The sequence below is a fragment of the Streptomyces populi genome (genome assembly GCF_002911015.1).
GTDB classification, from domain to species: Bacteria; Actinomycetota; Actinomycetes; order Streptomycetales; family Streptomycetaceae; genus Streptomyces; species Streptomyces populi.
In genome coordinates this window covers 1-18,381 of record NZ_KZ626904.1, presented here as the reverse complement: position 1 = coordinate 18,381, position 18,381 = coordinate 1, and the positions used below count along the sequence as shown (strand labels likewise).

General features: G+C 70.9%; 24 protein-coding genes. 4 read left to right on the top strand and 20 right to left on the bottom strand.

The window, feature by feature from the left end; genetic code table 11:
* Positions 1-16 precede the first annotated feature (16 nt).
* Both CW362_RS27730 and CW362_RS27725 read right to left on the bottom strand, forming a co-directional pair.
* Complete coding sequence (locus CW362_RS27730; protein ID WP_240658069.1) at positions 17-907, bottom strand: FadR/GntR family transcriptional regulator; 891 nt, start codon at positions 905-907, stop codon at positions 17-19.
* Between the two features lie 206 nt (positions 908-1,113).
* Positions 1,114-1,998, bottom strand: coding sequence for a GntR family transcriptional regulator (locus tag CW362_RS27725; RefSeq protein WP_103552314.1), 885 nt, complete (start codon positions 1,996-1,998; stop codon positions 1,114-1,116).
* Between the two features lie 183 nt (positions 1,999-2,181).
* Here CW362_RS27725 and CW362_RS27720 point away from each other — a divergent pair, with 183 nt between their 5' ends.
* Positions 2,182-2,376 (top strand): hypothetical protein, encoded by a 195-nt coding sequence (locus tag CW362_RS27720; protein WP_103552312.1) that lies wholly within the window; start codon positions 2,182-2,184, stop codon positions 2,374-2,376.
* Here CW362_RS27720 and CW362_RS27715 read toward each other — a convergent pair.
* Positions 2,366-3,274 (bottom strand): GntR family transcriptional regulator, encoded by a 909-nt coding sequence (locus CW362_RS27715; RefSeq protein ID WP_162684249.1) that lies wholly within the window; start codon positions 3,272-3,274, stop codon positions 2,366-2,368. The genes CW362_RS27720 and CW362_RS27715 overlap by 11 nt on opposite strands.
* Positions 3,275-3,488: 214 nt before the next feature.
* Here CW362_RS27715 and CW362_RS27710 point away from each other — a divergent pair, with 214 nt between their 5' ends.
* Entirely contained in the window at positions 3,489-3,674 is a 186-nt protein-coding gene (locus CW362_RS27710; protein ID WP_103552310.1) for a hypothetical protein, read from the top strand.
* Positions 3,675-3,865: 191 nt separating this feature from the next.
* On the opposite strand, the gene CW362_RS27705 is transcribed toward CW362_RS27710, so the two are convergent.
* The 3 genes from CW362_RS27705 to CW362_RS27695 form a co-directional block, all read right to left on the bottom strand.
* A complete protein-coding gene (locus CW362_RS27705) occupies positions 3,866-5,170 on the bottom strand; it encodes a GNAT family N-acetyltransferase (protein WP_103552308.1) in 1,305 nt (434 codons plus the stop codon).
* Positions 5,171-5,502: 332 nt separating this feature from the next.
* Positions 5,503-6,531 (bottom strand): asparaginase, encoded by a 1,029-nt coding sequence (locus tag CW362_RS27700; RefSeq protein ID WP_103552307.1) that lies wholly within the window; start codon positions 6,529-6,531, stop codon positions 5,503-5,505.
* Between the two features lie 145 nt (positions 6,532-6,676).
* Positions 6,677-7,333 carry an RsiG family protein gene (locus CW362_RS27695; RefSeq protein WP_103552306.1) on the bottom strand — a complete coding sequence of 219 codons (657 nt, stop codon included), beginning with the start codon at positions 7,331-7,333 and terminating at the stop codon, positions 6,677-6,679.
* A 194-nt stretch (positions 7,334-7,527) separates the two neighbouring features.
* Here CW362_RS27695 and dtd point away from each other — a divergent pair, with 194 nt between their 5' ends.
* On the top strand, positions 7,528-7,953 hold the full coding sequence (gene dtd / locus CW362_RS27690; RefSeq protein ID WP_103552364.1) for a D-aminoacyl-tRNA deacylase: 426 nt from the start codon (positions 7,528-7,530) through the stop codon (positions 7,951-7,953).
* 26 nt (positions 7,954-7,979) lie between these two features.
* Here the strand turns inward: dtd and ygfZ are convergent, their stop codons facing one another.
* The 6 genes from ygfZ to CW362_RS27655 all read right to left on the bottom strand — a co-directional run bounded on the left by ygfZ (position 7,980) and on the right by CW362_RS27655 (position 12,892).
* Positions 7,980-8,945 (bottom strand): CAF17-like 4Fe-4S cluster assembly/insertion protein YgfZ, encoded by a 966-nt coding sequence (ygfZ, locus tag CW362_RS27685; protein WP_103552363.1) that lies wholly within the window; start codon positions 8,943-8,945, stop codon positions 7,980-7,982.
* Positions 8,946-9,083: 138 nt separating this feature from the next.
* Positions 9,084-9,509 carry a Fur family transcriptional regulator gene (locus CW362_RS27680; protein WP_103552304.1) on the bottom strand — a complete coding sequence of 142 codons (426 nt, stop codon included), beginning with the start codon at positions 9,507-9,509 and terminating at the stop codon, positions 9,084-9,086.
* A gap of 77 nt (positions 9,510-9,586) precedes the next feature.
* Entirely contained in the window at positions 9,587-10,162 is a 576-nt protein-coding gene (locus CW362_RS27675) for a heme-binding beta-barrel domain-containing protein (RefSeq protein WP_103552303.1), read from the bottom strand.
* Positions 10,163-10,425: 263 nt separating this feature from the next.
* Complete coding sequence (locus CW362_RS27665) at positions 10,426-11,274, bottom strand: hypothetical protein (RefSeq protein WP_103552299.1); 849 nt, start codon at positions 11,272-11,274, stop codon at positions 10,426-10,428.
* Positions 11,271-12,236, bottom strand: a complete 966-nt coding sequence (locus CW362_RS27660; protein WP_240658068.1) for a hypothetical protein — start codon at positions 12,234-12,236, stop codon at positions 11,271-11,273. Before CW362_RS27660 ends, CW362_RS27665 begins: the two co-directional genes overlap by 4 nt.
* A complete protein-coding gene (locus CW362_RS27655; protein WP_338069082.1) occupies positions 12,233-12,892 on the bottom strand; it encodes a hypothetical protein in 660 nt (219 codons plus the stop codon). Before CW362_RS27655 ends, CW362_RS27660 begins: the two co-directional genes overlap by 4 nt.
* 262 nt (positions 12,893-13,154) lie before the next feature.
* Between CW362_RS27655 and CW362_RS27650 the strand changes: the two genes are divergently transcribed.
* The gene (locus CW362_RS27650; protein WP_103552361.1) at positions 13,155-13,517 is read left to right on the top strand and encodes a DsrE family protein; all 363 of its coding nucleotides are present in this window, start codon (positions 13,155-13,157) and stop codon (positions 13,515-13,517) included.
* Between the two features lie 78 nt (positions 13,518-13,595).
* Here CW362_RS27650 and CW362_RS27645 read toward each other — a convergent pair whose 3' ends face one another.
* The 8 genes from CW362_RS27645 to CW362_RS27615 all read right to left on the bottom strand — a co-directional run.
* Positions 13,596-13,991 carry a VOC family protein gene (locus tag CW362_RS27645; protein WP_103552297.1) on the bottom strand — a complete coding sequence of 132 codons (396 nt, stop codon included), beginning with the start codon at positions 13,989-13,991 and terminating at the stop codon, positions 13,596-13,598.
* A gap of 15 nt (positions 13,992-14,006) precedes the next feature.
* Positions 14,007-14,270, bottom strand: a complete 264-nt coding sequence (locus CW362_RS27640) for a DUF3099 domain-containing protein (protein ID WP_103552296.1) — start codon at positions 14,268-14,270, stop codon at positions 14,007-14,009.
* Positions 14,271-14,460: 190 nt separating this feature from the next.
* A complete protein-coding gene (locus CW362_RS27635; protein WP_054232391.1) occupies positions 14,461-14,748 on the bottom strand; it encodes a DUF1416 domain-containing protein in 288 nt (95 codons plus the stop codon).
* A gap of 30 nt (positions 14,749-14,778) precedes the next feature.
* Positions 14,779-15,624, bottom strand: coding sequence for a sulfurtransferase (locus CW362_RS27630; RefSeq protein WP_103552295.1), 846 nt, complete (start codon positions 15,622-15,624; stop codon positions 14,779-14,781).
* Positions 15,625-15,774: 150 nt separating this feature from the next.
* The gene (locus CW362_RS45710; RefSeq protein ID WP_350310325.1) at positions 15,775-15,855 is read right to left on the bottom strand and encodes a putative leader peptide; all 81 of its coding nucleotides are present in this window, start codon (positions 15,853-15,855) and stop codon (positions 15,775-15,777) included.
* A 321-nt stretch (positions 15,856-16,176) separates the two neighbouring features.
* Positions 16,177-16,920 (bottom strand): LmeA family phospholipid-binding protein, encoded by a 744-nt coding sequence (locus tag CW362_RS27625; RefSeq protein WP_103552293.1) that lies wholly within the window; start codon positions 16,918-16,920, stop codon positions 16,177-16,179.
* A 169-nt stretch (positions 16,921-17,089) separates the two neighbouring features.
* Positions 17,090-18,244 carry a hypothetical protein gene (locus CW362_RS27620; protein ID WP_103552360.1) on the bottom strand — a complete coding sequence of 385 codons (1,155 nt, stop codon included), beginning with the start codon at positions 18,242-18,244 and terminating at the stop codon, positions 17,090-17,092.
* 8 nt (positions 18,245-18,252) lie between these two features.
* On the bottom strand, positions 18,253-18,381 hold a 129-nt coding region (locus tag CW362_RS27615), incomplete at its 5' end, for a ubiquitin family protein (protein ID WP_162684246.1).

The following is an 18,381-nucleotide window of genomic DNA, read 5'->3' as shown; positions in this document are numbered from 1 at the left end:
CCAGTCTCAGCAGTCACTAAGCGAGTGTCGGCCGTTCGACGTACGTTGCCCAGACGGCGTTGAACGCTTCCTGCTTCTTCTTGACGAGTTCGGCGTCCCGCGGGCCGTCCTCGCTCCGGAACGCGAACAGGGTCGTGTCGAATCCGCGCACGTCGTACACCTCGACCTCGTAGCCGCCCGGGTCGTCGCTGGGCGGGTACGCCTTCGGCACGTAGTCGCCGAGCAGGGCCCGTTCGCCGTTCAGCACGTACGACTTCTGCATCGGCGTGGTCGGGAGCCAGCCGAAGGAGACGGTCGCCCGGATGCCGTCGCCCTCGCGCCAGGCGTAGAACGTCTGCTCCATGACCGTCTTCTGGTGCTTGATCTGGCTCCTGAGTTTCTGCTGGACGCTCGCCGTCAGCTTCTGCTGCTCGTCGGCCGTGCGGTCCGGGCGGGGCACCGGGAGGGGGAATGCCAGTTCGATCCGCGGTCCCGGCAGCAGGCAGCGCATGGTGATCGACTCGGGGCGCGGCACGCCCTTCGCGATGACGCTGCGCATGTGGTTCAGGCCCAGCATGAGCGTCTCGGCCGTGAAGCAGATGGCGTCGATCGTCACGTGGGGGGACGAGAACGCCTGCGCCAGGTGCTCGTTCAGGCTCACGACGGTCGCCCTGGGACGCTGGAACTCGTCCGACGGCAGTGCGGCCACGCGCGGCGGGCTCCCCTTGGACACGTTGTCGAGCAGGCGCGCGTCCTTGAGGATCTGCAGGGCCAGCCGCACGGTGCCCCGCTCGACCTCGAACTCGCTCGCGAGTTCGGCCTGGGTCGGGAGCCGGTCGCCGACCTCGAGCACGCCCTCGCGCATGCGCTTCCGAAGAGTGTCGGCGATCTCCTGGGGCGAAAGCCTTCTGCCGCTGTCACTCACCACGACGTTCTCCCGAGTCACGACCGGTCGGTGCAACCCTCTTCCGTTCAGGAAGAGTCACTCGAAAGTCATTCACCAACCAGGGTCAAGATAGTCAGAGTTGGCGGCCAACTCGGTCGATATGGCGGAATTCTTTCCTCCTCTTCGTCCCCCGCGGCACCGGGCAGATCATGACGAACCCGGGAGGAACCTCCAGGCACCGGAGGTCGCTAGGAAAGTTTCAGGTCCGTGGTGATGGTTTCCCAGAGGGCGTCGAACCATTTCTGGGACTCGTCCACGAACGTGGCGTCCCGCCCGCCGGCCCGCTTCTCGAAGGAGAAGAGCAGGGACTCGGTGCCGAGGGTGTCGTACATGTCCAGCGTCTCGTCGCCCGAGACCTCCTCCTCCCGTCTGGCGATCATGTAGTAGGCGATCAGCGCCTCCGTCCCGTTCAGCAGGTACAGCTTCACCGGCGGGGTGAACGGCAGGGCCCGGAAGGTCACGTGGACGTCGATGCCGTGGGAGGAGCGCAGGGCCTGGAGGTTGTGGCGCAGGACGTGCCCCTGGGCGTTGCGCTGCTCCAGCCAGCGCCTGTGGACCGGGTCCTCGTCGCCGCGGTCGTCGACGGAGACGGGGAACGCCAGGTTGATCTCCCGGCTGGGCAGCAGGATCCGGACGTCGATGCGTTCCGGGCGGATCCTGCCGTCGTGGATCCGGCGGACCGGCTCGCTGAGGGCCACCATCAGCGTCTCCGCGGTGAGGCAGGCCGCGTCGATCCGTACGTGGGGGACGGAGAACGCCTCGGCGAGGCGGGGGGAGAGGCCCGCCATGGTCGGCTGCGGTCCGTTCCGGTCGGGAGCGACGTCCGCGATCCGCGGCGGACTGCCCTTGCTGACGTTGCTGAGCAGGCCGTCCTCCTGGAGCTCGCGCAGGGCCAGGCGGACCGTGCCGCGCTCGACGCCGAACTCGTCGGCCAGTTCCGCCTGGGTCGGCAGACGGTCGCCGGCCTTCAGCTCACCGGCGCGGATCCGCTTCCGCAGCGCGTCGGCGATCTCCTGGGGCGAAAGCCTTCTGCCGCTGTCACTCACCACGACGTTCTCCCGAGTCACGACCAAACGGTACAACTCCCTCCCATCTTTTGGGAGTTGCTCGAAAGTTGTTTATGGATATTTACCAAGTGGGGACAACTTAATCAGAGTTGGTCGCCAACTTGGCCAAGATGGCGGAAGTTTCGCCTCCTCTCGCCCACCCGTGGCACCGAACGTCCCGATCAGGTCACCGAAGAAGGAGGAACCACCATGCCCGCCATCGCCCTCCTCTCCGCCGTCTTCGTCGTCGGCTTCGAGCAGCTCGTCCAATGGCGGTACGGCCCGACGGGCATCCTCGGGCTGCTGCTGCTCACCGTCGGCATCAAGGCGAAGAACCCCACGTGCAGCTCCATCGGGGCCGTCGTCCTGGCCCTGCTGGTCGCGGGGCCGGCCATCAGTTCGTGATCGTCAGTTCCGAACTGATGGTCCCCCACAGCGCGTCGAACCAGAGGCGGGACTGCTCCACGAACGCGGTGTCCCGCGGCCCCGCCCCCCGGCCGAAGGGGAACAGCATCGACTGCGTGCCCTGGGCGTCGTACAGCTCCAGGTACTCGTGGTCGATCTCCTCGCCCCGCCGCGCGAGCGTGTAGTACGCGAACAGCGCCTCCGCCCCGTTGAGCAGGTACAGCTTCACGGGCGGGGTGAAGGGCAACGCGCGGAACGAGACCCGCACGTCGATGCCGTGCGTGGCCCGCAGCGCCAGCAGATTGTGCCGCAGCACCCGCACCTGGGCGTTGCGGTGGGCCAGCCAGCGGCGCCGCGGACGGTCGTCCGCCATGTCGTCGACCAGGGCCGGGAACGCGAGGTCGATGTCCCGGCCGGGAAGCAGCACCCGGACGTCGACCTTGGCCGGTTTTATGCGTTCCGCGTGAATCTCGCGCAACGGCTCGCCCATGGCGAGGGTGAGCGACACCGAGGTCAGGCACAGCGCGTCGATCTCCACGTGCGGGGCCTCGAAGGCCGCCGTGATCCTCGGGGCGAGCGCCACCATGGTGGACTGCGGCCGGGAATGCGGCCCGGTCAGAGCCCTCTCGGGACGGCTCGCGACCGTCGCCGGACTGCCCTTGGACGCGTTGACGAGCAACCGCTCCGACTGGAGGATGCGCAGCGCCCGGCGCACCGTGCCGCGCTCGACGCCGAACTCGTCGGCCAGTTCCGCCTGGGTCGGCATGCGCCGGCCGGCCCGCAGCTCACCGGATCTGATCCGGCTGCGCAGCTCGTCGGCCACCTCGCGGTGCGACCTCGGCGGCTGTGGTGACCTGTCCCGCCCGTCGGCAACGGCATGTTCCGGCTCCACAACCAGAACACTACAACTTCCCGCCATCTTTGGGCAGTTACCGGATAGGTGGTTATTCGTCCCCCCAACCCGGAGATAAGTAAGAGTGAGTTGGTAGCCAACTCGCACAACATGGTCAAACTTCCGGAGGGTTGGCCGCCGAAGTTCCGCCCGTACGCCAGGCGGCCGGGGCGGACGGCCCTCAGCGGGGGTCCGCCTCCCGTCCCGAGGAGGGACCGTCATGCCTCTCGTCGCCCTCGCCGTCGCCGCCCTGGCCATCGGATTCGAGCAACTCGTCCAGTGGGAGTACGGGCCGATGGGCATCATCGCGTTCGTCGCGCTGTCCGTCGGTCTCAAGGCCCGGAACACCACCGTCAGCGGCATCGGGGCCGTGATCCTCGTGATGCTGCTCGCCCAGTCCGGCTGACCGGACGCCACCGTCCGCCAGTCCGGCTGACCGCGCTCCCTTCCGGAGGGGAGCCGGGAGCTCGGTCAGTCCGCACCACCGCAGGAAACCGCACCACCACAACCGAATCGCTACGGATCAGCCGTCGCAGTCGTCGTCACCCGCACCCCGCACGGAAGGAGAACCTCCCTACAGGCAGCAGCGGTTCAGCATCAGAAGATGTCCGGGCACCACGGTCGCCTGGACGTGCGCAGCAGGGCGTCGGCCAGCGCGGCGGCGCCCTCTCGCCGTTCCCGGACCCGGCCCAGCGCGGCCAGCCGTACCGCGGACTCGTCCCCGAGCCACAGCGTCGCCAGATCGGCGATGGACAGCGACAGGTCCGCCTCCTCGGTGGTCGGCACGCAGGTCGCCGTACCGTCCGGCGCGGCCCGGAGCCGGAAGCGGCCGCCGTCCGGCCCGCTCTCGTCCCGCACGTCCAGCACGAGCGTCCCGGCGGCCCCGTACGTCCGCACCTCCAGAGCCCGTACGACGTCCAGGATCCGCACCCAGAGCCAGTCCGACTGGTTGGTGAGACGGGCGGCACGCGGGTCCGGCAGGAAGTGCGGCAGCAGGTCGTCGGGGGCCAGACGGCCCGACTTGACCCGGGTGACCCAGTCGATCGAGCAGAGGTAGCCCCACAGGGCGCGCTCGGCCGCCGGCGTCACCGCGAGCAGCCACTTCGCCTCCGCCGTGCTCCGGGGCTGGTTGGAGTCTCCCCAGTCGTCGTCGGCCGTGTAGGAGACGAGACCCTCGACCTCACCCGAGGCCGAGCGGTACGCGGCGTAGAACGGCTCCTTCCAGGGGCCGTTGCCGAACCTCAGCAGGCCGGTGTTGATCTGCCACCACCGGTCGTCGCGGTCGATCGCGCCGGGCCGGCCGCGCCGGAGCCGCTCGTGCAGTTCGGGGCCCGTCTTGCGTACGTCCTCGGCATCCAGGAGGTCGATGCGGCCGCCGTCGTCCGGGCCTGCCCGGCGGGGATCGAACCCGGTGCGGGGTACGTCGATCGTCCACTCGGTGACGGTGGTGGCGGGGCCGAAGCCGTAGCGGCCGTAGATCGGGTACTCGGCGGCGATGAGTGTCGCGACGACGTCGCCACGCTCCCTGGCCGCCGCCAGGTCGGCCTTCATCATGCGGGTGAGCAGGCCGCGGCGGCGGTGCGTGGGCGAGACGGTCACGCTGGAGATCGCGTCGGCGGGTACGGCCGCTCCGCCGACCGCTGTGAGCTCCTGCGGGAACGACCGGAACGTCGCCACACAGCGGGAACCGTCGAACGCGCCCAGGGTTCTCGCCGGGATGACCCCCGGCGCCCGGTTCTCGATCTCCTGGTCGGAGACGACCGGCTGCTGCAGGAACCCCGTCTTCACGGCGCGCAGCCAGTCGGGGAGGTCGGAGGCGGTGATCGGCCGTACGTCGATCGTGTCGGCGGCGGCGACCGTGTCGCCTGCGTCGATGGCGTCGCTGGCATCGTGCGGGGTCATGGGCCCACGCTAGGCGGCCCCCGGCCGGGGTGTCGCGCGGTTTTCCACCCGCTCTCCTCCGACCGGTCCCTCCGCTCACCACACCCTGATCCCGGGCACCCGACCTGGTTCGGGGACGGGACCCGACCTGGTTCGGGGCGACGCCCGGCCCGGTTCAAGGGCGACGCCCGGCCCGGTTCAAGGGCGACGCCCGGCCCGGACGGGGACGGTGGTCGTGTCGGCCCGGACGCGGTCCCGGCCCGGCCCGGGCACCATGGCCGTTCCCGACCCGGGCACCGTGGCCGGGTCGGCTCCTCGGTGGCTCGGTGGCTCGGTGGCTCGGTGGGGTCGGCTCAGAAGGCCGCCCGGATCTCCCCCACCTCGCGGCCGCTGCCCAGCAGGGGCGCGCTGCCGATCCTCGCCACCACCGGCGCGTCGATGCCCAGAAGACCCAGCCCACGGGCCAGGACGGGGCCCAGTGCCCGGCTCCCGCCGTCGTCGATCTTGAAGGCGAGGGCGCGGCCGTCGGGCAGCGCGACCGCCTGGACGGCCTCGGCGCCCATCTTGGAGAGGGCGCCCGGGACCTCGCGCATCAGCCAGGTGTCGGGGCGCCGGGTGCCGGCGACGTACTCGGGGTGGGCGCGCATGGCGTCGGCCACGCGGCGTTCGGCGGTGCCCGGGGCCGCGAGGACGAAGGAGCGGAAGGCACGGGCGAGGCCCGTGAGGGTGATGGCCATCAGGGGCGCCCCGCAGCCGTCCGTACCGACCGCCGCGACGGGCTCCCCGGCGGCCTCCTCGACCACGGAGTGGATCAGCTGCTGGAGCGGATGCCCGGGGTCGAGGTAGGACTCGGTGGGCCAGCCGCGCTGCGCGCACACGGCCAGCATCGCCGCGTGCTTCCCGGAGCAGTTCATGGTGACCCGGTCGCGGACCGCACCGGAGGCGAGGTAGGTCTCGGCCTCGACGGGGTCCAGCGGGAGGTCCGGCGGGCACTGGAGCTGCCCGGCGTCCAGCCCGTGCTCGACGAGCATCTTCTGGACCAGATCACGGTGGAAGGTCTCGCCGGAGTGGCTCGCGGCGGCGAGGGCGAGGCGCTCCCCGGACAGGTCCAGGCCCGCGCGCAGGACGCCCGCCGCCTGCATGGGCTTGTTCGACGAGCGCGGGAAGACCGGCGCCGCCGCATCGCCGAGGGCCAGCTCGACCGAGCCGTCCGCGGCCAGCACCACCAGGCTGCCGCGATGGTGCCCCTCGATGAATCCGGACCGTACGACCTCGGCGAGCACCGGGAGCACCCCGGAACCGGCCGGGACGCCGGAGACGGCCCCCGGGGCCGCCGCGTCGGGTATGGAGGAGCCTTCGGACGTACGGGGAGCTGCGGACATCGGCGGTGGCCTTCCGGAACGGGGACCCGCTCGGAAGGCGGCGGCCGGGTCGTGCCCCGGGCCGCACCCCCTTCTGCGCGGAACGGAAGCGCGCCTCCTGGATTCCGGCACGTTCCCCGGCCCCGGGATCACCGCGGCCGCCACGTCACATGAGCAGGTCGTCTACTTGTGCTTCCCCTTCACGGTACCTGCGGGCGATCTCGGCGCTGCAATCGTCGGCCGTGCGCTGGAGCTGCTGGCGCCGCCGGGAGACCCGCTGCTCGTAGCGGACGAGACGGCCGAGTCCCGCGCCCAGCTCGTCGTCCGTACGGGCGTCGAGGTCCGACAGCTCCACCTCGGCGAGCATCTCGGCGGCCAGCGCCCGGTACTCCTCGCCGTACGGCGTGCCCACGGTCACGTGGCGGGCCGAGGAACGGTAGCGGGCCGGTGCGTCCGTCAGGATCTCCGAGAGCCGCTCGACGACGGAGGGCTTCGCCCGGTCCACGGACGAGAGGTGCCCGGAGGCCGGGTGGGCCGTCCGGCGCTCCCCGCGGCGGGCGAGCTCCGCGCGCAGGATGTCGATGCGCCCCTGGAGCAGTCGCCGGACATAGCTGAGGTCGGCCTCGTCCCGCTGGGCGTCCCGGCGCAGCGTCCGCAGTTCGGGCAGCCGGAGCACGGCGATGCCGGTCGGGGCCGGATCGGCCGCCAGCGGGCCGCCGCCGGTGCGCTGCACCGGCGGCCGTGCCGTCATCGTTTCCGTCCGCGCGCTCGTGCGGGTCAATGACACGGCCGCGGTCTGCTGCCCGGTCCTCGATGTGCTCATGTACCTCTACCGTCCCCTCGACCGGCGCGGTCCGCCCAACGGCCGGACCGCAACACCCCGCATGGTGCCACCCCAGATGGCCGCTATGTGACCGAGTGACCCGATCGGCCCCAGATGGCGGGTTGGTTACCTCCGAAAATCACGCGAAGGGCCCGCAACGCGCGACGGAGTCATGGCACGGCATCATGGTCCGCATGCGTGCGGTGGTGCAGAGAGTGGACGGCGCGAGCGTCGTCGTGGACGGCGAGACGGTCGGCGAGATCAGCGGCGAGGGCCTGTGCGTCCTCGTCGGGGTCACCCACGAGGACACCAAGGAGAAGGCGGCCCAACTCGCCCGCAAGCTCTGGTCCGTCCGGATGCTGTCCGACGAGCGGTCCTGCTCCGACATCGACGCGCCGCTGCTGGTCATCAGCCAGTTCACGCTGTACGGCGACGCCCGCAAGGGGCGCCGCCCCACCTGGAACGCGGCCGCCCCCGGCGATGTGGCCGAGCCCCTCGTCGACGAGGTCGTCGCCCAACTCCGCGCCCTGGGCGCCACGGTGGCCACGGGCCGATTCGGCGCCCGGATGCGGGTGTCCCTGACGAACGACGGCCCCTTCACCGTCCTCCTGGAGATGTGAGCCGCGGGGACCGGCCGGTGTGAGCCCTACGGCTCGACCACGACCTCCTGCGCCGCCGCCGTCGAGTCGGCCATGAGCGGGGCGTCCACCGGCACGTTGCGCTTCACGAGGGCCAGGGCGATCGGGCCGAGTTCGTGGTGGCGCACGGACGTGGTGATGAAGCCGATCTTGCGGCCGGCCGGGTCCTCGTCCGCGAGGCGCAGTTCGGTGCCGTGCGGGGGCAGGACGACCTCGCTGCCGTCGAGGTGGAGGAAGACCAGGCGGCGCGGGGGCTTGCCGAGGTTCTGGACGCGGGCGACCGTCTCCTGACCGCGGTAGCAGCCCTTCTGGAGGTGCACGGCGGTACCGATCCAGCCCAGCTCGTGCGGGATGGTGCGGTGGTCGGTCTCGAAGCCGAGACGCGGCCGGTGCTGCTCGACGCGCAGGGCCTCGTGGGCGAGGAGTCCCGCGGGCGGCCCGGCCTTCTCCGCGTAGGACTCCAGGTCGGCGCGCGGCAGGAAGAGGTCGCGGCCGTACGGTGTCTCGCGGACGACGGCTCCCTCGGGGGCCTCGGTGATCGAACCAGCCGGAAGCTCGACGACCGCGAAGTCGGCGGTGCGGTCGGCGACTTCGACGCGGTAGAAGAACTTCATCGACTCCAGGTAGGCGATCAGCGCCTCCTGGGTGTCGGGTTCCGTGTGCATCCACACCGTCGTGCCGTCGTCGACGAGGTACAGCGCGTGCTCGATGTGGCCGTTCGCGGAGAGGATCAGCGCCTCGGTGGCCTGGCCGGCCGGGAGGTCGGTGACGTGCTGGGTGAGCAGCAGGTGCAGCCAGGCCAGCCGGTCGTCGCCGGTGACGGTGACGACACCGCGGTGCGAGAGGTCCACGAAGCCGACGCCGTCGGCGAGGGCGCGCTGCTCACGGAACAGGTCGCCGTAGTGGGCGGCGACGCCTTCGTCCACGCCCTCGGCGGGAACGGCGCCGGGCAGGGACAGGAGGGGGCTCTTCATGGACATACACACTACGACCGCGCGGTCACCGATTTTATTTCTGCGCCGACGACCACGCGACGACCGAACGATCACCACTCGTGATCGTGAATGACCATCGGCGTTCATGCGAGGTCATGCACGGGACCACGTCCGCGATCACTTCTGCTTGGCCTGGCAGTCCTCGCAGCGGCCGAAGATGGCGAAGTGCTTCATCTCCGTCTCGAAGCCGAAGGACTCCCTGAGCTTCGCGGTGAACTCGGCGGCGACGGAGACGTCGGCCTCGATGACGTTCGAGCAGTCGCGGCAGACGAGGTGGATGTGGTGGTGCCGGTCGGCCAGGTGGTAGGTCGGCGCGCCGTGCCCCAGATGGGCGTGGCTGACCAGCCCGAGCTCCTCCAGGAGCTCCAGGGTCCGGTAGACCGTGGAAATGTTGACCCCCGACGCCGTCTTCCTCACTTCGCCGAGGATGTCGTCGGGGGTCGCGTGTTCCAGGGTGTCCACTGCTTCGAGGACAAGCTGGCGCTGGGGCGTCAGCCGGTAGCCGCGCTGCCTGAGGTCGCTCTTCCAGTCGGTGCTCACCACACTGGAAGTCTAGGACCATCACCCCGGGCGCCGCCCCGGGGAACGGTACGACGGCTCGACCGCCGCGCGGCGGTCTCCTACTTGAAGAAGGCGATCCCGTCGTCCGGCATGTCGTCGGGCAGGGCCTTGGCCCAGCGCTCGACGTCCTCCGCGGTGACGACCTTCTTCAGGTGCCCGGACATGTAGGGACGCAGCTCGACCTCGGGGGTCTGCTTCTCGCCGACCCACATGAGGTCGCTGTTCACGTAGCCGTACAGGCGCTTGCCGCCGCTGTAGGGGCCGGAGGCGGCCGTACGGGCCACGGCGTCGGTGACCAGGTCGATCTGCGGCTTCTTGTCGGCGATCTCGCCGTACCAGATCTCGACGACGCCGTCGTCGCGGGTCATCACGACCTCGACCTTGCGGTCGGCGTCGACGCGCCAGAAGCCGGTCTCCGTCTCCAGCGGCCGGACTTTCTCGCCGTTCTCGTCGAGCACCCAGCTGTGCGAGCGGTACTCCAGGAAGTCCCGCCCGTCGTGCGTGAAGCTGACCTCCTGCCCGAAGTTGCACTTCTCGGAACCGGGGAAGTCGTGGACACCGACTCCGGCCCAGTCGCCGAGCAGGAAGACAAGGGGGACCAGGTCCTTGTGGAGGTCCGACGGGATCTCGATCATGAGCTGAACAGTTCCTTGATGGGGGTCAGCGCTGGCCCTGGTACAGCTTCTTCACGGTCAGTGCCGCGAAGGCGAGCACGCCGACGCAGACCAAGGCCAGCAGGGTTTCGAAGAAGATCTCCACGGGGTGTGCTCCTCGGTGAGCGAACGGGTCCCCGCCCGGGCTCGGCCGGAACTGGGGAGGTACACAAAGGCCGGGCCCCAGCTTACGCGGCCGGGGCCCGGCGCTCTCTTCCAGGTGGGCCCTGTCCGGGCCGTCACGCTCAGCCGAGGAGCTGGCTCTGCAACACGACCGTCTGCTGGAAGGGGATCTTCGGCGCGGAGCCCTTGCGGGACTGCACGATCAGCCCGAGGGTGTCCCCGGCCACCAGGTACGCCTGCCTGACCTGCTCGGCGCCGTACGGCTTGGCCTCCTCGTAGGCGTAGTGGGGGACGTGCTCGACCTGGGTGGCCTGCGGGAGGCTCCCGTCGCTGTGCACGTCGGCCGCGCCGCGCAGCGCGAAGTTCGGGCTGTCCCAGCTCGTGAGCTCGTCCTGCTGGAGCGAGTCGACGATGGCGGCGGAGTCGAACCGGAGCAGATAGATCCGGGTGCGGGTGCCGTCCGGGGTGGTCCAGCCCCGGGCGGCGATGTGCCGCAGGGCGTAGTCGGTCAGCAGCCGCCCGACGTGATCGCGGTCGCCCTTCGAGGCATACACGTCGAGGAAGTCCGCCTTCGGCAGCCAGCCGTCCGTACCGCGCAGGTCCTCGTCGGCCTTCGCGCCCTCGGGAACGGGCAGCAGGAGCCGGCGCAGGTCGGCGTGGTGGACGTTCGCCCTGTTGGTCTCGGCGAAGGCGCTCGGGCTGCCCGACGGCAGCGGGGGGTACTGGATCTCGGGGTAGTTCCAGCGCCCGTCGGACGCGGTGGCGAGGCCCGGGACGTCGGTGCGCCGCATCTCCGTGATGCCGTACGCGGCGGCCGCGCCGACCGTCGCGAAGACCACGGTGGCCGCGGTCCAGCGCAGCACGGCACGAAGGACGCGGCGGTCCTTCCTGACCGGGGGCGCCTCCGGGAGCGGTCCGGCCGGAGAAACGGCCGCCTCCGGAATCTCGGGCGTGGCGGGGTTCTCGGTCATACGGCCTCCCCCGGGTCCGTGATCCGGTCGAGCTGGGCGGCCAGGAAGCGCGTGACGGTCGGGCCGTCGAGCGGCTTGATGCCGGAAACGGTGGCGCTCACCAGTACGTCTCCCACGTACGCGGAGCAGAACATCATGTCGAGCTTCTCGGTCTTGTCCTTGGGCGGCAGGAAGCACCCGGCGTTCTTGTGCCCCTCGATCTTCGGACCCTTGCGGAAGACACCGAGCGCGTCGAGCACCTCGTTCTGCGCCCTCGAGATGTCCCGCACGGTCCGCTGGTTCTCCAGCCGGGACAGCGTGACGCTCGCGGTGAAGGTCTGCTTCTTGTAGATCACGTAGGAGTCCGCGCTCGCGTAACTGCGCATGACCACGCCCTTGATGTGCTCTTCGTCGATCTCCTTCTCCAGCCGCCGCCGCTGGGTGCGGGGCAGGTCGCGGAGGGACTCCTTGCGCAGCGCGGTGGCCTGACGGCCGTTCAGCTCGACGTCGTTGCCGAACTCGCCGAGGTCGGGACCGGGTGTGTAGGCCTCGTCGTAGGGCAGGAGCATGCCCGCGAGGCCCTTGGCGGACTTCGTCTCCCCGCCCTCGTCCTTCGCGGGCTTCGGGAAGCGCCAGGTGGGCTTCCCGGGATCACGGTCGGCGGCGTCCACGGTCGCGGAGGTCCAGCCGACCCCGCCGATCACGGCGGCGACCAGCAGGACGGCGCCGGAGACGGCGGCGATGCGGCCGGGGCGCAGACGCTTCTCGGGCGCGACGGCCTCGTCGGCGGCTTCGTCGGCGGCCTCACCGGCGGGCGCGGCGACGCCCTGAGCGGGGCCGGGGCCCGGCGCGGGCGCTTCGACGGTGGTCCCGTCGGGGTCCCCGGCGACACCCTCCGCAAGGATCCCGGCAGGGTCCGCAGTGACACCCTCCGCAGGGATTCCGGCAGGGCCCGCGGGGTTCCCGGTCAGGTTCTCGCTCACAGTCGTCCCACCTGCCGCTCGGCCAGATCCATGATCCTGTCCTTGGAGATCGGCTTGCTGTCGTAGACCCAGATCTCCATGGCGATGTCGCCACGCCAGGCGTGCGCCTCCGCCGAGTACACCGGGAGATAGCCCGGCTCCGTGTCGGGACGGGTGTGGACGTACGCCATGCCGTCCCCGGTGCCGGGAACGGGCCAACTGCGGGTGCCGCCCTCCTTCTCCGCCCAGTAGTAGCCGCCCTCGGCGTACTCGGCGGCTTCCAGGCCGTCCTCCTGGCGGAACTGCACCAGGCGGATCTCCACGGTGGACGCGCTGCCCTGGTCCCAGCCGACGACGACCGCGCGGCGGAACTGGTCGCTGATGAGGTCGGGGAAGGCGTCGGCCGGCTTCTCGTACGACTCCGCGTAGTCCGCCAGGTCCAACCAGCCGTCCTTGTCCGCCCAGTGGGCCTCCCTCGCGCCCTTCGGCCGGGCGATCAGCAGCTTGCGCAGGTCGCCGTCCGTCTTCACCCGGTGGTCCTGGGCGGCGGACAGCGGGTCGGGGCCGGGACCCTCGGCCCGGGTCACCGCCGGCTGCGACAGCGAGGGCAGCTTCGTGGGCGCGCGGTGGGCCTGGACCAGGAATCCGGCACAGGTACCGGCGACGAGACCGAGCACGGCGGCCGTGGCGACGATCAGCGTCGTACGACCGCGCCGACGGGGCCGGGGCCCTGACGGAGCGTCCGGCGGTGTACCGGGACCGGCGGCCGGCGCGTCACCGGACGCGCTCGGTCTTTCCGGTGTCCCGGATGCTTCGGGTACTTCCAAGACATCCCCCCACAGAAGGTGAAGCGCGGATTCCGATCCGCGCACAGGAGACCCGTGGCGCGTACACGGGGTTGCGTCGTCGTTGATCACGATTCGGACTACGATGGCGGCCATGGCGAACAAGCTCGTGATCAAGGTGACGGCGGGGGCCGACGCCCCGGAGCGCTGCTCGCAGGCGTTCACCGTCGCCGCGGTGGCCGTGGCCAGTGGCGTGGAGGTCTCCCTCTGGCTGACCGGCGAGTCCTCCTGGTTCGCGCTGCCGGGCCGCGCCGCCGGGTTCGAGCTCCCGCACGCGGCACCGCTGCCCGATCTGATCGACTCGATCCTGGCGGCCGGGCGCATCACCCTGTGCACCCAGTGCGCGGCCCGGCGCGACATCACGGAGAAGGACGTCCTGGAGGGCGTACGGATCGCGGGGGCGCAGGTGTTCGTGCAGGAGGCGATGGCGGACGGGACGCAGGCGCTGGTCTACTGACCGTCGTCCCGTCCCCCGGAGCCGGCATCCCGCCGGCGGCCGCCTCCCCGGGCCCTCGCCGGCCCGCCCTCCCCGGTGCTACTGACCCCGCCTGCGCCGCGTACGCGTGTCCACCCAGAGGCAGAAGGGGTGGCCCGCCGGGTCGAACAGCACCCGTACGTCCTCCTGGGGCTGGTGAACGGCGAGCCGGGCGCCCTGTTCCACGGCGCGGACGGTCTCCTCGGCCAAGTCGTCGACCTCGATGTCGAGATGGAGCATCATCCGCTGGTCGCCGGGGCCCGCGGGCCACACCGGCGGGGTGTAGTCCGGTTCGGTCTCGAAAGCGAGCGCGACCTCGCCGAACGGCGGGCCGATGAGCACCCAGTCGGGCTCCTCGGCACGCACCTCGTACCCGAGCAGCCTCCGGTAGAAGCCGGCCAGCTCATGGGCGTCGGGCGCGTCGAACACCACGGTGGACAACCTCGTTCGCGACATAGACGCTTCCCGCTCCTACTGCTGCCGTCGCTTCTTGCCGTCCAGCTCGTCCCACCACTCGTCGGACTTCGGATCCCCGGACGGGTCGTCCCACCATCGGTCCTCGGGCCCCCGCCGGTTGGCCACCATCGCGGCCACCGGCGGAATCAGCATGGCCACCACGCACATGGCGACGGCGGCGGGAACCGACCACAGCCGCACGACCGACCAGGCGAGGACGAACAGCACGATGCACGTCCCCATCATGGCGAAGTACTGATGCCGCCTGCGCGCGTACATACCACCAGCGTAGGCCCGGACAACCCGTCCGGCGCAGTGCCGGCGGGCCCGGGAGGGCCCGGGGCGCGGGCCGGGACGGGAGAGCCGGGCAAGCCGAAGGGCCGCACCCCGATCCGGTAAGCGTCCAACCCCCGGGGGTGCGGCCCTTCGGCCGTTCGGTCGACCGCCGTCAGCTACGGCGGTCCGGTGTTCAGACGGCGATCGCGACCTCGGCGAGGCCGCCCGTCTGGGCGACGACCGTGCGGTCCGCGGTGCCACCGGGGACCAGCGCGCGGACGGTCCAGGTGCCCTCGGCCGCGTAGAAGCGGAACTGTCCCGTCGCGGAGGTGGGGACCTCCGCCGTGAACTCGCCGGTCGAGTCCAGCAGACGGACGTAGCCCGTCACCGGCTCGCCGTCGCGGGTCACCTGACCCTGGATCGTGGTCTCACCGGGCTTGATCGTCGAGGCGTCGGGGCCGCCGGCCTTCGCTCCACACATATTTCGATTCCGTCCTTCAGACCTTGGGGGTTACTTGTTGGCGCCGAGCTCGATCGGCACACCGACGAGGGAGCCGTACTCGGTCCAGGAGCCGTCGTAGTTCTTGACGTTCTGCACACCGAGGAGCTCGTGCAGCACGAACCAGGTGAGCGCGGAACGCTCACCGATGCGGCAGTAGGCGATCGTGTCCTTGGCGAGGTCGACCTGCTCGCCGGCGTAGAGCTCCTTGAGCTCGTCGTCCGACTTGAAGGTGCCGTCGTCGTTGGCGTTCTTCGACCACGGGATGTTGCGGGCGCTCGGGACGTGGCCCGGACGCTGCGACTGCTCCTGCGGCAGGTGCGCCGGGGCGAGCAGCTTGCCGCTGAACTCGTCGGGCGACCGGACGTCGACCAGGTTCTGCGAACCGATCGCGGCGACGACGTCGTCGCGGAAGGCGCGGATGGAGGTGTCCTGGGCCTTGGCCTTGTACTCGGTGGCGGCGCGCTCGGGGATCTGCGAGCCGTCGACCAGGTCGCGGGAGTCGAGCTCCCACTTCTTGCGGCCGCCGTCGAGGAGCTTCACGTTCTCGTGGCCGTAGAGCTTGAAGTACCAGTAGGCGTAGGACGCGAACCAGTTGTTGTTGCCGCCGTAGAGCACGACCAGCGTGTCGTTGGCGATGCCCTTCGACGAGAGGAGCTTCTCGAAGCCCTCCTGGTCGATGAAGTCACGACGGACCGGGTCCTGGAGGTCCTTGGTCCAGTCGATCCGGATGGCGTTCTTGATGTGGTTCTTCTCGTACGCCGACGTGTCCTCGTCGACCTCGACGATCGCCACGTTCGGGTCGTCCAGGTGGTCCTGGACCCAGTCGGCGTCTACCAGGACGTCGCTGCGGCTCATGCTCGTTCTCCTCCGGGGCAGTTGCGGCGGGGTGGTGCGATGGAGAGGGTGCGCGGTGCGGTGCATGCCGGTGAGGGCCTGCGCGGCGCAATCGTGGCCCGGACAAGAGAGGTCCAGGGGCCCGGCTCGCGGAAGACGGAACGCTTCCGCTCAGAAGGTGCGACAGAGCATGGCGGCGACGCGGCACAGGTCTACTGCCCGCCGCTTCGTGAGATCCGCCTGTCGCTTCATGGGTCCGATCGTAGGGACGGACAGGCGGGCATGTCACCGGTGTGTCGTATGTTGAGACGCGATCGTCCGTATTGTGAAACGAGGCGGCCGTCGAGGCCCGGATCGCACGGCTCCCGGGGTCCCGCGCCGGCCTCCGTCACGCCGGCCCATCTGCGGTACGGACGGGGCCGTCTCGCCTTTCGGACAGTCGTCCTTCGCGGGGCCCGACGACGGGCCCCGCGAAGCCTTCCGGCGGATCTGACCGTCGCGCCGGACCGACGGGGCCCGGGGCCCCAGTAGGACCCGGGGCCCCGATGGGACCCGGGGCTTCGGTGTGGCCTTCTACCCGACCAGCCTGACGTCCGAACCCTTCACCGAGATCTCGACACCGTCCGGGGCCGCCTCGACCTTGTCGAGCTTGACGCCGCCCGGCAGTTCCTCGATCTTCTGCTGGAAGTCGGTGATCGAACGGATCCGTCCCTCGGCGAGCTGGACGGCCAGCTTGGGCAGGGAGTCGGCGTGCACCTTCACGGTGTTGCCGGAGACGCTGACGGAGCTCAGCACCGAGACCGTCTGGGGCGACTTGGTGACGGGGTCGGTCACCGAGACGGCGACCTTGATCTTGCCGTTGCCGCCGTCGGACAGGCCGATCACCTTGGCGGTGAGGCCCAGCCCGAGTTCCACGGGCTCGGACTTGGCGGCCTTGAGCAGCTCGGCGTACGAGATCGACGCGGTACCGGTGGCGCTGTCGGCGGTGGCGGAGCTGTAGTCACCGCTGAAGGCGACACCGTGCATCTCGGCGTCGAGGTCGTCGATGCGGATGGTGCCGGCGGAGGCGCCCGTGCCGCCGTTCGGCGCCTCGTAGTCCTTGATGCCGATCTTCACGTCGTCGAGTTCACCGGCGACGACCTGGGTGAGGAACGGAAAGCCCTCGATGGACACGTCGGGGGTGGCCGCGAGGCCCTCGGTGCTCTTGATCCGGCCCGCTGCCTCGTCCTCCGCGAACCCGACCGCCACCCGGTCGGCGAGCACGAACAGACCGCCGAGAACGATTAACAGAATCAGGGTTATTCGCAGTGCGCGCATGCTCGTTGTTCCCTCACCTGGGACGGCCCCGTCTGGACGGCCGAGTGGCCACCGAACGCGAGCCTAACCCCGAAGGGCCCCCGGATCGGGGGCCCTTCGAGATGGTTGTCGATCACCTGTGACGATTCGGCACGGCCGGACGACCGGAACCGACCGCCTGATCGGCGGATCAGCCCAGCGCGCGACCCAGCAGGTAGACCGCCGGAGCGGCGGCGGCCAGCGGCAGCGCCACGCCCGCGGTGAAGTGGACGAAGCGCGAGGGGTAGTCGTAGCTCGCCACCCGGTGCCCGATCAGCGCGCAGACACCCGCGCCGAGGCCGAGGAAGGCGCCCTGCGCGCCCAGGTCCGTCATCCCGCCGACCCCGAAGCCGGCACCGGCGGCGGCCGCCAGCGCGAGAACCACGGAGACCGCCGTGGGCACCGGCAGCGCACGGACCAGGATCGCCGCGGCGACCGCCGCCGTGCCCACCGTGACGGCGTCCGGATCGGCCGCCAGGTGCCCGGCCGCGACGACCGCCAGCGCCGCGGAGACGACGGTCGCCATCAGGCCGTACATCCGGGTGTCCGGGTCGGCGTGGCTGCGCAGTTGCAGCACGAGGGTCAGCAGGACCCACACGCCGAGGGTGCCGAGGATCGCGGCGGGCGCGTTCTCCCGGCCGGCCGCGAGCAGTGCCGCGTCGGCGGTCACCGCGCCCAGGAACGCCAGCGCGATGCCCTGCCGGGCGGGCCACATGCCGTTCAGCCGGAACCAGCCCGCCGCGGTGACGGCCTGGAGCAGGACGAGCGGGACGACGAGCGCGTACTGGCCGATCGCCGCCGTCCCGGAGAGCAGCAGCGCGAGCAGCGCCGTCAGCGCGGCCGGCTGGATCCCGGGCTCGATGATCGGTGACCGTCCCTCGGCGCGGGCGCGCTGCGCCTCGGTGAGCCGGCTCTGGCCGGCGACCGTGGCGGGCCCGTAGGCGACGTCGGTCCCGCCCTCGGGGAGGGGCCCGCCGTCATGCGCCGGGACTCCGGCACCGGGTGCCCCGGCGTCGGCCGGAGCGTGCTCCGGGTCCCACGGCCGCTCCGGAGCCCCGGGCGGCAGCGTCGTCCCCGCGGCACCGCCGTACCCCTGGGGCTCGTCGTAGGCCTGGTACCCCTGCGGAGGCAGGTACGACGGGTCGGCCCCCTGGACCGGCGCCTGCGCCTGCGTCTCCCAGGTCCGCCCCTCCCACTGCTGGGTGTGCTGCGGCCAGTCGGCCCCCTGCCGGGGCTCCTGGTGCGCCTGCGGCTGCTGATACGGGTCGTACGCCTCGCGGCGACCCTCGTACGGCTGGTTGCTCATCGTCTCGCTCACCCTCCTGCGAACGGCGGGAGCACCTCGACCGTGCCGCCCTCGGCCAGCCGTACCGTCTCATGCCCGCGAGTCCCCACCGGATCACCGTCGATCAGGAACGAGCACCGCAGCAGGACGCGGACGAA